At 69.0% G+C, this 13,574-nt stretch carries 15 protein-coding genes and 1 riboswitch; all 15 genes read left to right on the top strand.

Annotated features, from left to right (window positions below; translation table 11 throughout):
* Window positions 1-94: 94 nt before the first annotated feature.
* Window positions 95-400 (top strand): flagellar FlbD family protein, encoded by a 306-nt coding sequence (locus RCH22_RS08470; protein WP_327013583.1) that lies wholly within the window; start codon window positions 95-97, stop codon window positions 398-400.
* A complete protein-coding gene (locus RCH22_RS08465) occupies window positions 400-1,206 on the top strand; it encodes a MotA/TolQ/ExbB proton channel family protein (protein WP_327013582.1) in 807 nt (268 codons plus the stop codon). The genes RCH22_RS08470 and RCH22_RS08465 overlap by 1 nt, the downstream gene beginning before the upstream one ends.
* Window positions 1,203-2,135 (top strand): flagellar motor protein MotB, encoded by a 933-nt coding sequence (locus tag RCH22_RS08460; protein ID WP_327013581.1) that lies wholly within the window; start codon window positions 1,203-1,205, stop codon window positions 2,133-2,135. The genes RCH22_RS08465 and RCH22_RS08460 overlap by 4 nt, the downstream gene beginning before the upstream one ends.
* A 115-nt stretch (window positions 2,136-2,250) precedes the next feature.
* Window positions 2,251-3,159, top strand: a complete 909-nt coding sequence (locus RCH22_RS08455; RefSeq protein WP_327013580.1) for a flagellar motor switch protein FliM — start codon at window positions 2,251-2,253, stop codon at window positions 3,157-3,159.
* Complete coding sequence (fliN, locus tag RCH22_RS08450) at window positions 3,156-3,854, top strand: flagellar motor switch protein FliN (protein WP_134448964.1); 699 nt, start codon at window positions 3,156-3,158, stop codon at window positions 3,852-3,854. Before RCH22_RS08455 ends, fliN begins: the two co-directional genes overlap by 4 nt.
* Window positions 3,855-4,391: a flagellar biosynthetic protein FliO gene (fliO, locus tag RCH22_RS08445; protein ID WP_327013579.1), complete on the top strand. Its 537-nt coding sequence runs from the start codon at window positions 3,855-3,857 to the stop codon at window positions 4,389-4,391.
* 98 nt (window positions 4,392-4,489) lie between these two features.
* Window positions 4,490-5,290, top strand: a complete 801-nt coding sequence (gene fliP, locus RCH22_RS08440; RefSeq protein ID WP_327015482.1) for a flagellar type III secretion system pore protein FliP — start codon at window positions 4,490-4,492, stop codon at window positions 5,288-5,290.
* Complete coding sequence (gene fliQ / locus RCH22_RS08435; RefSeq protein WP_134536511.1) at window positions 5,290-5,565, top strand: flagellar biosynthesis protein FliQ; 276 nt, start codon at window positions 5,290-5,292, stop codon at window positions 5,563-5,565. Before fliP ends, fliQ begins: the two co-directional genes overlap by 1 nt.
* Complete coding sequence (locus RCH22_RS08430) at window positions 5,565-6,323, top strand: flagellar biosynthetic protein FliR (RefSeq protein WP_327013578.1); 759 nt, start codon at window positions 5,565-5,567, stop codon at window positions 6,321-6,323. Before fliQ ends, RCH22_RS08430 begins: the two co-directional genes overlap by 1 nt.
* Window positions 6,324-7,535 (top strand): EscU/YscU/HrcU family type III secretion system export apparatus switch protein, encoded by a 1,212-nt coding sequence (locus tag RCH22_RS08425; protein WP_327013577.1) that lies wholly within the window; start codon window positions 6,324-6,326, stop codon window positions 7,533-7,535.
* Window positions 7,532-9,583, top strand: a complete 2,052-nt coding sequence (locus RCH22_RS08420; RefSeq protein WP_327013576.1) for a flagellar biosynthesis protein FlhA — start codon at window positions 7,532-7,534, stop codon at window positions 9,581-9,583. The genes RCH22_RS08425 and RCH22_RS08420 overlap by 4 nt, the downstream gene beginning before the upstream one ends.
* Window positions 9,558-10,733: a hypothetical protein gene (locus RCH22_RS08415; protein ID WP_327013575.1), complete on the top strand. Its 1,176-nt coding sequence runs from the start codon at window positions 9,558-9,560 to the stop codon at window positions 10,731-10,733. The genes RCH22_RS08420 and RCH22_RS08415 overlap by 26 nt, the downstream gene beginning before the upstream one ends.
* Window positions 10,730-11,038 carry a carbon storage regulator CsrA gene (gene csrA / locus RCH22_RS08410; protein WP_327013574.1) on the top strand — a complete coding sequence of 103 codons (309 nt, stop codon included), beginning with the start codon at window positions 10,730-10,732 and terminating at the stop codon, window positions 11,036-11,038. Before RCH22_RS08415 ends, csrA begins: the two co-directional genes overlap by 4 nt.
* 44 nt (window positions 11,039-11,082) lie before the next feature.
* A riboswitch (cyclic di-GMP riboswitch) is annotated at window positions 11,083-11,156 on the top strand.
* A gap of 43 nt (window positions 11,157-11,199) precedes the next feature.
* Window positions 11,200-13,116 (top strand): methyl-accepting chemotaxis protein, encoded by a 1,917-nt coding sequence (locus tag RCH22_RS08405; RefSeq protein ID WP_327013573.1) that lies wholly within the window; start codon window positions 11,200-11,202, stop codon window positions 13,114-13,116.
* Between the two features lie 13 nt (window positions 13,117-13,129).
* Complete coding sequence (locus RCH22_RS08400) at window positions 13,130-13,573, top strand: chemotaxis protein CheW (RefSeq protein WP_327013572.1); 444 nt, start codon at window positions 13,130-13,132, stop codon at window positions 13,571-13,573.
* The last annotated feature ends 1 nt before the right edge of the window (window position 13,574 follow it).

The raw sequence follows: 13,574 nt of genomic DNA, 5'->3' as shown, positions 1-13,574 counted from the left end.
TGCCCGCCCACACCCCGAGCTAACCTTCGGCGCAGAGCGACCGACAGTGGTGCCTGACGGCCGGTGTGGCCGTCGTGAGCCAGGGATGGGCCCCATGATCGTTGTGACACGGCTGAACGACAGCCAATTTGCGATCAACCCCGACCTGATCGAGCGCATTCACGCGAGCCCAGACACGACCCTCGTCATGGTCGATGGGGCGAAGTTCATCGTCATTGAGACCCTCGACGAGATCATCGAGAAGATCGCCCGCTTCCGGGCCCATGTGATCTCGCTCGCCTCCCTCACCGACGACCGCGACTACCGGTCCGGCGCCCGGTCGCTCGACGTCCCGACGGGGCCCCACGCGATCGAAGACCAGCTCGAACCGGGCAGCGGACAGCGCCCGCGGAGGCTCTGATGGATCCGGCTACCCTGATCGGGATCGCCCTCGCCTTCGGCTCCATGGTCGCGATGATCACGATCGAAGGATCCTCGATCGCCTCCATCCTGTTGCCTGCTCCGATGATCCTCGTCTTCGGCGCCACGATCGCCGTCGGCATCGCCGGCGGAACCATCAGCGACGCCCTCAACGCGTTCAAGGCGCTTCCCAGTGCGTTCAAGGGCAAGACCACCCCACCCCAGGACGTGATCGACCAGATCGTCGTGCTCGCGGAGAAGGCCCGCAGCGCGGGGCTGCTTGCGCTCGAGCAGGAGGCTGACGCGATCGACGACCCGTTCCTGCGCACGGCGCTGCAGAACATCGCGGACGGCACAGACGGAGATGAACTGCGGATCCTGCTCGAGGACGAACTCTCGACCGCGACGAAGCTCAGCCGGAACGCCTCGAAGTTCTTCGTGACCCTCGGCGGCTACGCCCCGACGGTCGGCATCATCGGCACCGTCATCTCCCTCACCCACGTCCTCGAAAACCTCGACACCCCCTCGACCCTCGGGCCGATGATCGCCGCCGCATTCGTCGCGACGTTGTGGGGGCTCGTCTCGGCGAACTTCATCTGGCTTCCGATCGGCAACCGCCTGAAGCGGCTCTCCGACCTCGAGGTCGAACGGATGACCCTCCTGATGGAAGGCGCCCTGGCCGTCCAGGCCGGCAGCCAGCCGCGGCTACTCGGCGAACGCCTCCGCGCCATGGTGCCGACCGCGCCGGCCAGGAAGGCCGCGAAGGCCGACAAGACGGCCGACAAATCGCTGTCTGAGGCAGCATGAGTGCGGGCGGCGGGCGCGGCGGAGGTCGCGGGCGCGGCCGGGGTCGCGGCCTCGAGGAGGAGCACGTCGAGCACGTCGACGAGCGCTGGATGGCGTCGTACATGGACATGGTCACCGTGCTGATGTGCATGTTCATCGTGCTGTTCGCGATGTCCTCCGTCGATTCGCAAAAGTTCTTTCAGCTCAAGAATTCCCTCGCGACGGGCTTCGGGGCCGTCGACGTCGGCAAGATCGACACGGCCACCGGGGTCGTCGTCTCAGCGGCGAACGCCAACGCCAGCGACCCGGCCGCGAAGGACCTCGGGACGGCGGGCGCAACCGCGACGTCGGCCGCGACTGCCACGGCGACACCATCGCCAACGGCGACCCCGGCACCGACTCCCGCCCTCACCGACCTCCAGATCGCCACCCAGGAAATCGCCGACCTCTCCTCGGTGCAGGCGGCCCTGAAGGCCGCCGTCACCGCGCAGGGAATCGACTCGATCGTGCAGTTCACGATCGACGCCAGAGGGCTGACCATCGGGCTCGTCGGAACGGATGCCTTCTTCGCTCCCAACCTCGCCATCCTGAGCCCGAAGGCGACCGCCGTCATCGACACCATGTCGCCCATTCTCGCCGCCGACAAGCGCGAAGTGACCGTTGAAGGCCACGCCGACCGGCACGGCGTCACTGTGAATTACGCAACCGACTGGGAACTCTCCTCTGCCAGGGCGACGAGCGTCCTGCGCAGGCTCGTCGAGGTCGGCGGTGTCGCGGGAGAGCGCATCTCCTCGATCGGCTACGGTTCGACCCGCTCGGTCACGACCGCGGACACCCTCGACGCGATGGCCCAGAATCGCCGCGTCGACGTCGTCCTGCTCTCGAGCGAACCGGATGCCGTCCGCGCGCTGATCCCCTCGATCCTCGCCGGCCAGGCGGCCGGGCCCTAAGGAGCGGACACCGTCAGGCGTCCCGCGGTCGCCCCGCAGGCAACCCGCACGGGATTTCGAACGAATTCCCTGCGAGCTGCTTACCGGCCGGATTCACCGACCGATAGTCGCATTCGTGACGGTCCAGGAACACAAGAGCATTGGCGTGCCCGCAGCGCCCGAGCGCTCGGTCGAGGTGTACGACTTCCGGCGTCCGACGACCCTTGCGCGCGAGCACTCGCGTGTCCTCGAACTCGCCTTCGAGACCTTCGCCCGCCAGTGGGGCACCCAGTTGACCGCGAAGGTTCGAGTGATGTCCCAGGTCACCTGCGAGCACGTCCTGATGCGTAGCTACGACGAATACGCGAGCTCGCTGCCGTCGTCGACCGCGATGGTGCTCTGCCCGGTCGGCAGCCTCGCGGCCAAGGCCGTCATCCAGTTCCCGACCGCGGCCGCCCTGTCCTGGGTAAGTCACATGCTCGGTGGCAGCGAAGTCCCTCCGCTTCCCGAGCGAACCTTCACCCAGATCGAACTCGCCCTCGTGCGTCGCCTGATGGAGGACGCCCTCGAGGACCTGCGTTACTCCCTCGGGACGCTCCTCGTCCTGCCGATCTCGTTCGGCGGCATCCAGTACAACTCGCAGTTCGCCCAGGCCGCGGCGACGAGCGATCTCGTCATCGTCGCGACGTTCTCGATGCGTGTCGGCGAGACGACCTCGACCGCCACCCTCGCGTTGCCCGCCGAGACCCTGCTTCCCCAACTCGGGGAGTCGATCCCGGTCATCACCGCCGAGGAACAGCAGGAGAAGCTGCACGCCCAGCTCGCCTGGGTGCCCGTCGACCTGTCCCTGCAGCTCAGCCCGATCCGGGTGCTTCCGAGCGTCATCCTCGGCCTCGCCGTCGGTGACCTGCTGCCCGTCCCGCACTCCAGGCACCGCCCGCTCGACCTCGTCGTCGACGGGCACACCCTGGCCAGGGCCGCCGTCGGATCCAACGGCTCCCGCCTGGCCTGCATCGTCACCGACACCGAGGAACTGTCCCCATGAGCCCTGCCACGACCGCCATCCGCAATCTCGTCGAGGCCCTGCTCACGGTCCTGCCAACGCCCACCCGCCTGGAGGCGACCCCGTGCGCCGGCGAATCCCTCGCCGGCCGCCTCGGCGCAGGAGTCGTCGCCTCCTTCGTCGGCGTCACGAGCGCCGACCTCGCGATCGTCCTCACCGACCCGCACTCCCTCGACGCCGCAGCGGGCAACGGGGCCTTCTCGAGCCTCGACGTGCTCCGCCCCGCCCTCGACAGTGCCGCAACGGTCCTCGGCATCGGCGTACTCGGCGCCTCCCGCCTCGAAGACGTCACGTCCCTGTTCGCGGATGCCGACACGAGCGTCTTCGAGCTCGCGAGCGAGGGCGTCGTGAGCGCCTGGTTCGCGATCCGCCTCCGCGAGAACGGCGCCATTTCCGGGATCCCGCGCACCGGAAACCGGTCCGTCGTCGGAAAGCTCGGCCGGATCAACAGCGTCGAAATGGCTCTGACCGTCGAGATCGGTCGCACCCGGATGTCCGTGCGCGACGTGCTCGCCCTCGAACCCGGCGCCGTGATCGAGCTCGACCGCTCCGCGGGAGCCCCCGCAGACATCCTGCTGAACGGCCGCCTGATCGCTCATGGCGAGATCGTCGTCGTCGACCAGGACTACGCCGTGCGGATCACCCAGATCCTCGATGTCGCCGAGAGCCTGAGTTAGGTGGACACCCTCCTCGTCGCCCTCCGCGTCGCGCTGTCCCTCGCTGTCGTCGTCGGACTCCTCTGGGTTTTGCAGCGCCGCATGCAGAAGGGCACCCGCCGTGGACCCAAGGCCAGCCTCGTGTCGGTCGTCGGCCGGCAGGGCCTCGGTCAGAAGGCATCCCTCGTCGTCGTCGATGTCGAGGGCCGGCGCTTCGTGCTCGGCGTGACAGAACAGTCGGTCACCGTGCTGCACGACGCGCTGAGCCCGGCGGAGAGCTTCGCCACCACGCTGCGCGCGGGGGACGCGGACACGACGACGAGACTTTCCGCAGGGATCGCCGCGACGACCTCCACGGGCGTCGCGGCCGCTGACGAGGCGCTTCCCGCGCCACTCACCTTCCGGCCCCGCCACGACCGGGGCATCCGCACCGCGGAGTCAGCCCTGCGCGCCGAGTCCGGACCGGGCTCGAGCTCCCGGCCGAACCGCCTGGCCGGATCGATCCTCTCGCCGGCGACGTGGCAGCAGACTGCCGCGGCACTCCGGCAGGGACGGTGAACACCTGCGCCCTGCGCCCCGGCCTGCCCGGGCTCCGTGCCCCGCGCGCCGATGCACTCCGCCCCGCCGACCGGGTGCGTTTCACCAGACTCCTCGTGATGGCGGCGCTCGTACTCGTCATCGTCCTCGCCGTCGTGCTGCTCGCCGCGAGCGCAGGCCACGCCGCGACGATCGCCCCGGTCGCTCCCGTCGACCCGGTGGCGCCGAGCACCCCGACGCCCGCGTCAGGCGCAGGCCTGAGCGTCGACATCAACGGTCCGGACGGTTCGCCGTCCTCGGCGATCGTGACCCTGATCGGCATCACCCTGCTCTCGGTCGCCCCGGCGCTCCTGCTGATGATGACGAGCTTCACCAAGATCTTCGTGGTGCTCGCGATGACCCGGAACGCCCTCGCGCTCCCGTCGATCCCGCCGAACCAGGTGCTCGCGGGCCTCGCCCTGTTCCTGTCGCTGTTCATCATGGCGCCCGTGCTCACCGACATCAACAACCACGCGCTGCAGCCCTACCTGAACGGCACGCTCTCGTTCGACGACGCGGTCACGATCGGCTCTGCGCCGTTGCGCACCTTCATGCTCGCCCACACCCGCGAAGAAGACCTCGCCCTGATGACCCGGGCCGCCGACCAGGCCAACCCGGTCAGCCGCGACGCGGTGTCCCTTCTCACCCTGATCCCGGCGTTCATGATCTCCGAGCTGCGCGCAGCCTTCATCATCGGCTTCGTCATCTTCATCCCGTTCCTCGTCATCGACATCGTCGTCTCCGCCGCCCTGATGTCGATGGGCATGATGATGCTGCCGCCGGTGATGATCTCGCTCCCGTTCAAGATCCTGCTGTTCGTGCTCGTCGACGGCTGGGGACTGATCATCACGACCCTCATCACCAGTTACCGGGGTGGCTGATGGACACCAACGCCATCCTCGACATCGGCATGCAGGCGATCATCGTCGCGGGCAAGCTCTCCGCGCCGATCCTGATCACCGCCCTCGTCGTCGGTTTCGCGATCTCCCTGCTGCAGTCCATCACACAGATCCAGGAGGTGACGCTCTCCTTCGTGCCCAAGGCGATCGCCGTCTGCATCGCCCTGCTCATCTGCGGGCACTGGATGATCTCCGAGATCGTCTCCTTCACGACCGCGCTCTTCGACAAGATCCCGACCCTCATCGGCGGCGGCTGATGAACATCACCCTCGACTTCACCTGGATCGAGGCCGTCATGCTCGCCGGGGTGCGCCTCATCGCCTTCCTCGTGATCGCCCCGCCGTTCTCCTACAACGCGTTCCCGCTCCGGATCAAGGGCATGCTCTCCCTCGGGCTTGCCCTCGCCGTTTCGCCCGTCGTGACCCCCGGTTACGTGTCCCCGGACACGGGTGGCTTCATCCTCGCGCTCCTGCTCGAAATCGTCGTCGGCGGCATGCTCGGCTTTCTCGTGCTGATCGTGTTCTCCGCCGTGCAGTCGGCCGGCAACCTGATCGACCAGTTCGGCGGCTTCCAGCTCGCCCAGGGCTTCGACCCGCAGGCGATGGTCAACGGAGCCATGTTCACCCGGCTCTACCAGATGACCGCCCTCGCGCTCCTCTTCGCGTCCGGCGGCTACCAGCTCATCATCGGCGGCCTGACCCGGAGCTTCACGGCCATCCCTATCGGCGGAGGTATGGACCTCGCCGCACCGGTCCAGGCCGCCACGAACGCCGTCGGCCAGCTGCTGCTCTCCGCCGTTCAGATCGCCGGACCGCTCATCGTCGTGCTCTTCCTCGCGGATGCCGGCCTCGGCCTGCTCACCCGGGTCGCGCCCGCGCTCAACGCCTTCGCCCTCGGCTTCCCGCTCAAGATCCTGATCACCCTCACCCTCGGCGCGAGCGCCTTCGTCGCGCTTCCGCGCATCGTGTCCGCCCTCACCGACACCGCTGTGACGACCATGCTCGGGGTGAAATAGATGTCGGACTCCGGCGAAAAGACCGAGCAGGCCACCGATAAGCGGATGAAGGAGGTCCGCGCCAAGGGCCAGCTCTCCAAGTCGCAGGACCTCACCGCGTGGATCGGAATCGGCGCCGCCGCCGCCCTCGCCCCCGTCACGATCAGCCTCGGGTCCCAGGCCGGCGCCAGCCAGCTCGACGGACTGCACGCGATCGTCGCGAATCCGAGCCCCGAACTCGCCGAGCAGCTGATGGGCGACGCGTTCTCCTCTCTCGCCGGCACCCTGACCCCGATGCTCGCGACCGTGTTCGCCGTCGTGCTCATCGGTGCCGCCGCCCAGGGCGGCGTCCACCTCAAGAAACTCGAGGGCAAGTACGACCAGTTCAACCTCGTCACCGGGCTCGGCCGCACCTTCGGCGGCCAGGCGGTCTGGCAGGGCGTCAAGGCACTACTGAAGACCGCGGCGGTCGGCGTCGTGCTGACCCTGGTGATCCAGGGGCTCGCCCCGATCCTGATGACCGCGGGCGGCCTTCCGGTCGCCGCCCTGATCGACGCGGCAGGGGGAGGCGCCGCCTCGCTCGTGCAGGCGGCCGTCGTGTCCGGCCTCGTGCTCGCCGCCGCCGACGTCTTCGTGGTGATGCGCCGCAACCGCAAACGCACCCGGATGACCAAAAAAGAGGTCACCGACGAGAACAAGAGCTCGGAAGGCGACCCACGGATCAAGTCGCAACGCCGCTCCCGGCAGCTCGCCATGAGCCGGAACCGGATGATCGCATCCGTCTCGACCGCCGACGTCGTGCTCGTCAACCCGACCCACTTCGCCGTCGCCCTCCGCTACGAGCCGGGTAAGTCGGCACCGAGGGTCGTCGCGACGGGGGCAGGCGTCATCGCGCTGCGCATCCGCGAGCAGGCGGCGACCGACGGCGTGCCGATCGTGCGCGACATCCCGCTCGCCCGTGCCCTGCACAGCGCCTGCAAGCTCGGTGACGAGATCCCGGTCGAGCTCTACAACGCCGTCGCCCGCGTGCTCGCCTTCGTGCTCGCGCTCAAGACCCGCGGCTCGGCGCGCGGCTCCGGGTACACGACCGGCTACGGCGAGGACGCCGGCGTGCACACCCTCACCCAGGCCGTCCACGCCGCGTCGCCCGTGTTCTCCGGGGCATCCGCTCCCGGTTCACCCTCCCGCTCCGCCTCCCGCTCCGCCGCTCACTCCACCGGAGGTTCCCGATGAAGACCACCCTCGCCAGGCTCGCCGTCCCGATCGGCGTCGTCGGCATCATCCTGCTCCTCGTCGTCCCGGTCCCCGCCGTGCTCCTCGACATGCTCATCATCGTCAACATCCTGCTCGGCCTCGTGGTGCTGCTCACGACCATGTTCGTCAAGAAGCCGCTCGACTTCTCGGTGTTCCCGTCCCTCCTCCTCGTGGCGACCCTGTTCCGGCTGGGCCTCAACGTCGCATCCACCCGCCTGGTGCTCGGCGACGGCTACGCCGGCCAGGTGATCGCCTCGTTCGGCCAGGTCGCCGTCGGCGGGTCGATCATCATCGGCGCCGTGATCTTCCTGATCCTCGTCGTGATCCAGTTCGTCGTCGTCACCAAGGGCGCCGAGCGGGTCGCCGAGGTCGGAGCCCGGTTCACCCTCGATGCCATGCCCGGCAAGCAGATGGCGATCGACGCCGACCTCAACGCCGGCCTGATCACCGACACCCAGGCCAGGGAACGCCGGGCGGAGGTCTCCGCGGAGGCCGACTTCTACGGCGCGATGGACGGCGCGTCGAAGTTCGTCAAGGGTGACGCGATCGCCGGGATCATCATCATCATCATCAACCTCGTCGGTGGCATCGGCATCGGGATGATCCAGCGCGGCATGTCGATCACCGACGCGATGAGCACGTACTCGCTCCTGACCATCGGCGACGGGCTCGTCACCCAGATCCCAGCCCTCCTGATGGCCGTGTCCACCGGCATGATCGTGACCAGGTCCAACGCCGAGTCCGACATCGGGGCGACCGCATCCGCGCAGCTCACCCAGTCCCGCAACGCGCTCATGATCGCCGGCGGCGCGGCCCTGCTGATGGCACTCATTCCCGGGATGCCGATCCTCCCGTTCGTGGTCGCCGGGGCGAGCCTGCTGCTCGTCTCCCAGCGGATCAAGGCGAGCGAAGCCCGCGAGCAGGCCAGGAAGGCGGCCGCCGTCGTGGCCGAACGGGCGCCGGTGCGCTCGGACACCCCGGAGGATCTGATCGAGTCGATGCGGGTGCACGCCCTCGAGATCCTGCTCGCCTCCGATCTCGTCGACCTCGTCTCCGGAGCCCAGGACGACCTGCTCGCCCGGGTACGGGCCCTCCGCCGCAAGATTGCGATCGACCTCGGCGTCGTCGTTCCACCGGTCCGCACCCGCGACAGCGTCGAACTGCCCTCCGCGACCTACGTCATCCGCATCGCCGGCGTCGAGGCCGGCCGCGGGCTCGCGCCGTCCGGCAAGGTGCTCGCCCTCGGTGACAACCTCGAGGGCCTGCCGGGCACCGCGACCGTCGAGCCGGTCTTCGGCCTCGCCGGCAAGTGGGTGCCGAGCGAGATGCGGCACAGCGCGGAGATGGCCGGCGCGACCGTCATCGACCGGGTGTCCGTGCTCGTGACCCACCTCTCCTCGATCGTCACCGGAAATGCGGCACGGCTGCTCACCCGGGAGGATGTGCGGGTGCTGACCGACGGCGTCAAGCAGGTCAACCCGGCGGCCGTCGACGACCTGATCCCCGGCATGCTGTCCCTCGCCGAGGTGCAGCGGGTGCTCCAGGGCCTCCTTATGGAGAAGATCCCGATCAACGACCTCTCCCGGATCTACGAGGCGCTCTCGCTCCGGGCGAAGGCATCGACCGACCCTGAGGGCCTGATCGAGGCCGCGAGGCAGGGCCTCGGCCCGGCTCTCGCCGCCCAATACCTCGACGAGGGCCTGCTCCGCGTGATCATGATCGAGCCCGGTCTCGAGCAGTCCCTGCTCGAGGGCATGCGCGCCTCAGAGCAGGGCACCCAGATCATGCTTGAACCCGCGCGGATCGACGCGATCCTGGGCTCGCTCAAGGCCTCGCTCGCCACCGTCGAGGCGAGCGGGCTGACCGCCGTGCTCGTCTGCGCCCCGGCCCTCCGCCCGGCGATCCACCGGCTCGTCTCCGCGCAGACCGGCGGGCTCCCCGTGCTGTCCTACCTCGAGGTCACCTCCGCGAACGTCGCCATCGAGACCGTGGGGGTGGTCCGTGGAACCGAAACGATTTCAGCTTGACGGTCCGACGCTTCCGGAACTGAAGGCACGCATCCTCGCCGAACACGGGGCGGATGCCCGCATAATCTCCGCCGAACGCGTCACGGTCGGCGGCATCCGCGGCTTCTTCGCCAGCCGCCACTACGAGGTCACGGTCGAAGTGCCCGAGCGGCGCCGCCGAGCCGCGCACGCCCAGCCGGTGCGGATGATGCCGCTCGAGCGCGACGAGCACGGTGACGGTGACGGTGACGGTGCCGTTGCCGGCGCCGGAAACGGCGACGCCCATCCCGGACGCGCCGCCCGGCTCGGGATCCTCGCCCTGCTCGAGGACGCCGACGGGGCCGACGATGCGGGAACCCTCGGGAGGCCGCGAGCCTCGGTCCAGACCCCGCTCCTGTCGACCGGGTCCGCCGGCTTCGCCCAGCTGATGGACGAACTCACCTTCACCGTCGCCGAGCCGGTTCCTGAGCGGGTGTCCGGGGCGCTGCCCGGGCCCGTGCGCGAGCCGGAGCCGTCGGGTTCCGCGACCGGTGCCGGATCGCCGCGGAACGCGGGGACACACGAACGGCCCGCGACTCTTTCGACCCGGGCCGGGCATCCGTGGCCAGGACGCGCGGGCACGGCGGCCGTGCCGCGACCCTTCACGCACCCCGGAGACCTCGTCGTGCTCGTCGGCGCGCCCGCGGAGACCTTGCGTGTCGCCGGGATGATGGCCGCAATGGACGGGGCCGCCGAGGTGCTCGTGGCCGGCTCCGTGGTGTCGGAGGGGGCCCGTCGCGTCGACGACCGGCGCTCTGCCCTCGCTGCGCGCGCCGGGGGAGTCGCCCGCGGGCGCACGTGTTTCCTCGCCTTCGGCATCGGCGAGACCCCGGGGGACCGCGAGTACCTCGGCGGTGACCTGCTCATGGTCGGCGCGGACCAGACCTGGGCCGTGGTGGATGCCGGCCGGAAGCCCTCGGACACGGCCGACTGGGTCGGGCGGGTCGCGGCGATCATTCCGATCGACGCGGTCGCCGTGGTCGGGTCGACGACGACGTCCTCCCCGGAAACCGTCGACGACCTCGGGATTCCGGTCGGCTGGGTCGACGGTGCCCCAGCAGCGTCCGCGACGCTCGGACCGCGCGCAGGCCGCCTCCCTGACACGCCCGATGCCCGCGCTAGGCTGGCATGATGCTGGTTCTCACGCGCAAACCGGGGGAGAAAATCCTCATCGGCGATGACATCGTCATCACCGTCCTCGATGTGCGCGGCGACAGCATCCGCATCGGCGTCGATGCCCCGCGCGGTGTCAGGATCCAGCGCGACGAGGTGCTCCGAGCCGTCATTGAGGCGAACCTGTCCGCGAGCAGGGGGGGGAGCCTTTCCGAGGACGAGGACGCCGAGGCGCAGCTCAAGGCCGCGCTCGGCCTGGTACGCCCGTCGGCCGCGCCCGCTGCCGCGCCCACCGCCCCGCCCGACGCCCTTCCTGACTGCTAAAGTACGAATCAGGTGATTCATCGGGCGAATTCGTCCGATCTGTCAGTTGCAGAAGGCACACCCGTCGAGAGGCGGGGTCGCAAAGGCACGGGACCCTCGGGTGAGCCGGTCTACCGAATGGACAGGACCGGCACCACGTGAGCACGCCAGAGTTGAAGACCATGCCTGCAACCGTCTCTCCCCGCCCGATTTCCGAGCGTCGAGCCGGCGGAGCCGAGGCTCCCGTGCACCCGGCGTTCTTGCGACGCCTCCGCCGTCTACCCCGTCGATTCGGTGTTCAGCTGGTCGCAGCGAGCCTGCTCGTCTCGGTGCCGCTGATGGTCTTACTGGCCGTGCTGCTCACCCAACAGTCCGCAACGAGCCTCGCCGCCGCCGCCCAGGATAAGGGCGTCACCGTTGCGCGCGCGATCACCCTGCAGCTGGAGAACTGGCTTGGAGAGCGCCGGACTGACCTGGCGGTGGTGGCGACGAGGGTCGCAGAGCCGTTCGACTCTCCCGAAACGGCCACCCAACTGGCCGGACTCGATAAGGCGTACGGTAGCTATACACTGCTCGAGATTGCCGATGTCTCCGGCAAGGTCCTGGCGACGAGCCGCCCCAATATCCAGATAGCACCCTCTGGACTCGTCTGGTTCCAGGCTGCGACGTCCGGCAAGACGGTGGTCACCTCGCTGGTCCGCGAGGGAAAGCAGATCGACTGGATCATGGCCCAGCCGATCACGGATGCCGACGGTCACGTCCGCGCCGTACTGATCGCGGATCTCGACCCGGCAGTGCTCGCCACACTTCTCAATCCCGAACTCAACGCCGGCGACGAAATCGTGGTGTCCGACTCGCAGGACAAGCTGATCTACGACACCGCGTCGCCGATGAAGGTCAGCGACGGGGTGTCCCTCCTCGAAGGTGGAGCGCTGTCGACGGTCGTCGACACGGCGGCGACTCGGGAAGCCTTGGACACCCACGTAGCCGGCACCGCCCGGTTCATCGACTATCGGGGCCATGACGTCTTCGGCGGTTTCGACGTGGTCAAGGACCTGAACTGGGTCCTCGTCGTAAAGGAGCAGGCCGGCACAGTGCTCGCCCCTGTGACTGACCAGACGCAACGCGCGACCCTCCTCGTCGTCCTCGGCGCCGTGCTCGCGGTGGTGGTCTCGACCGCGCTGGCGTGGAGCACGATTCGCTCGGTCCGGCAGCTCAGTGCGGTGGCGCACAAGGCGGCCGGCGGAGACCTCGCTGCGCGAGCCAGGCCCAGCGGTGCCGCCGAGCTCGTGACCCTCGCCGAATCCCTCAATGCCATGCTGGCCACCTCGCAGACGCTGATCTCCCAGCTGGGCTCTGCAGGGATCGAAGTGAATTCCGCGGCGACAGAGCTGTCGGCGTCGTCCGACGAACTGGCCGCGATCACGACCCAGCAGAGCGCTGCGGTCACCGAGGCGACAGCGACCACGGAGGAACTCGCGCGGTCGTCCGTCGCGATCGCGGACACCGTCGACGCGGTCGCCCGTCAGGCCGCCGAGACCAGGCACAACCTGGTGCAGGCCGAAACCGATATCAACCGTTCGAGCGAGCGCACGCTCGCCCTCGCCGAGCGGGTCAATGACATCGACGTGTTGCTCGTGCTCATCAACGACATCGCCGACCAGACCAACCTGCTCGCCCTCAACGCCGCGATAGAAGCGGCACGTGCGGGAGAGCACGGGCGCGGTTTTGCGGTCGTCGCCGACGAGGTCCGCCGGCTCGCGGAACGGTCCAAGGCGTCCGCAGGCGACATCGCGGCGATCGTGAAGGGCGTGCAGCGGGAGACGAACGCCACGGTCATGGCGATGGAGAAGGGCGCAAAGCAGATGCAGCTGGGCCTCGTGCAGCTCGAGGCTGTGACCGACGCCAACGAACAGGTCAGCCTCACCACCCAGCAGCAGCGCAGTGCGACAGCGCAGGTCGTCGAGACCATGGAGCAGCTCACCGACGCCAGCCGCCAGATCTCGATCACGGCACAGCAGATCGCCGGTTCTGCCGGAGACCTTGCCGATCTCGCACACAATCTCGAGACCGCGGGTGCCGGCACCGGCCGACCATGACCCGGATGCTCGCATGAACCAAATCCAGGCGTTGCTGCTCGCGGTCGGCTCCGATCTCTTTGCGGTGCCGATCGTCCGGGTCAGTCAGGTCGTCACCCCGCCGGACCTCACCAGACTGGTCACGGCGCCGCCTCACGTGCTCGGCCTCTTCAACCTGCGGGGGCAGATCGTCCCACTCCTCGACACCGCGAGGCTGCTGCAACTACCCGACGCGGGACCGCTGGCGTTCGCGGTCATCCTGCAGACCGGGCACGGCCCCGTCGGGCTTTCGGTGACGGCCCTCCCGCAGCGGGTCGCCCTCGGTACCGCCATCGGGCCGTCGGACCTTCCCGGCACTGCCGGCGTCTATCGTGTGGACAAGCGGGTGGCCGTGCTGCTCGATCCCGACGTGCTGCTGTCGGCCGCGAGAACCGGACGCGGCACCGAGATCGCCATCGCCGGCAGAATCGGCGGCTGAA

It is taken from the genome of Cryobacterium sp. GrIS_2_6, assembly GCF_035984545.1.
GTDB lineage: Bacteria > Actinomycetota > Actinomycetes > Actinomycetales > Microbacteriaceae > Cryobacterium.
The sequence above is the reverse complement of the archived record's forward strand: the minus strand, read 5'-3'. Positions and strand labels throughout refer to the sequence as shown.

Bases quoted from the DNA above. Each gene is read 5' to 3' on its own strand.
- RCH22_RS08470 (WP_327013583.1), top strand. From the start codon at position 95: ATGATCGTTGTGACACGGCTGAACGACAGCCAATTTGCGATCAACCCC.
- RCH22_RS08465 (WP_327013582.1), top strand. From the start codon at position 400: ATGGATCCGGCTACCCTGATCGGGATCGCCCTCGCCTTCGGCTCCATG.
- RCH22_RS08460 (WP_327013581.1), top strand. From the start codon at position 1,203: ATGAGTGCGGGCGGCGGGCGCGGCGGAGGTCGCGGGCGCGGCCGGGGT.
- fliN (WP_134448964.1), top strand. From the start codon at position 3,156: ATGAGCCCTGCCACGACCGCCATCCGCAATCTCGTCGAGGCCCTGCTC.
- fliP (WP_327015482.1), top strand. From the start codon at position 4,490: ATGGCGGCGCTCGTACTCGTCATCGTCCTCGCCGTCGTGCTGCTCGCC.
- fliQ (WP_134536511.1), top strand. From the start codon at position 5,290: ATGGACACCAACGCCATCCTCGACATCGGCATGCAGGCGATCATCGTC.
- RCH22_RS08430 (WP_327013578.1), top strand. From the start codon at position 5,565: ATGAACATCACCCTCGACTTCACCTGGATCGAGGCCGTCATGCTCGCC.
- RCH22_RS08425 (WP_327013577.1), top strand. From the start codon at position 6,324: ATGTCGGACTCCGGCGAAAAGACCGAGCAGGCCACCGATAAGCGGATG.
- RCH22_RS08420 (WP_327013576.1), top strand. From the start codon at position 7,532: ATGAAGACCACCCTCGCCAGGCTCGCCGTCCCGATCGGCGTCGTCGGC.
- csrA (WP_327013574.1), top strand. From the start codon at position 10,730: ATGATGCTGGTTCTCACGCGCAAACCGGGGGAGAAAATCCTCATCGGC.
- RCH22_RS08405 (WP_327013573.1), top strand. From the start codon at position 11,200: ATGCCTGCAACCGTCTCTCCCCGCCCGATTTCCGAGCGTCGAGCCGGC.
- RCH22_RS08400 (WP_327013572.1), top strand. From the start codon at position 13,130: ATGAACCAAATCCAGGCGTTGCTGCTCGCGGTCGGCTCCGATCTCTTT.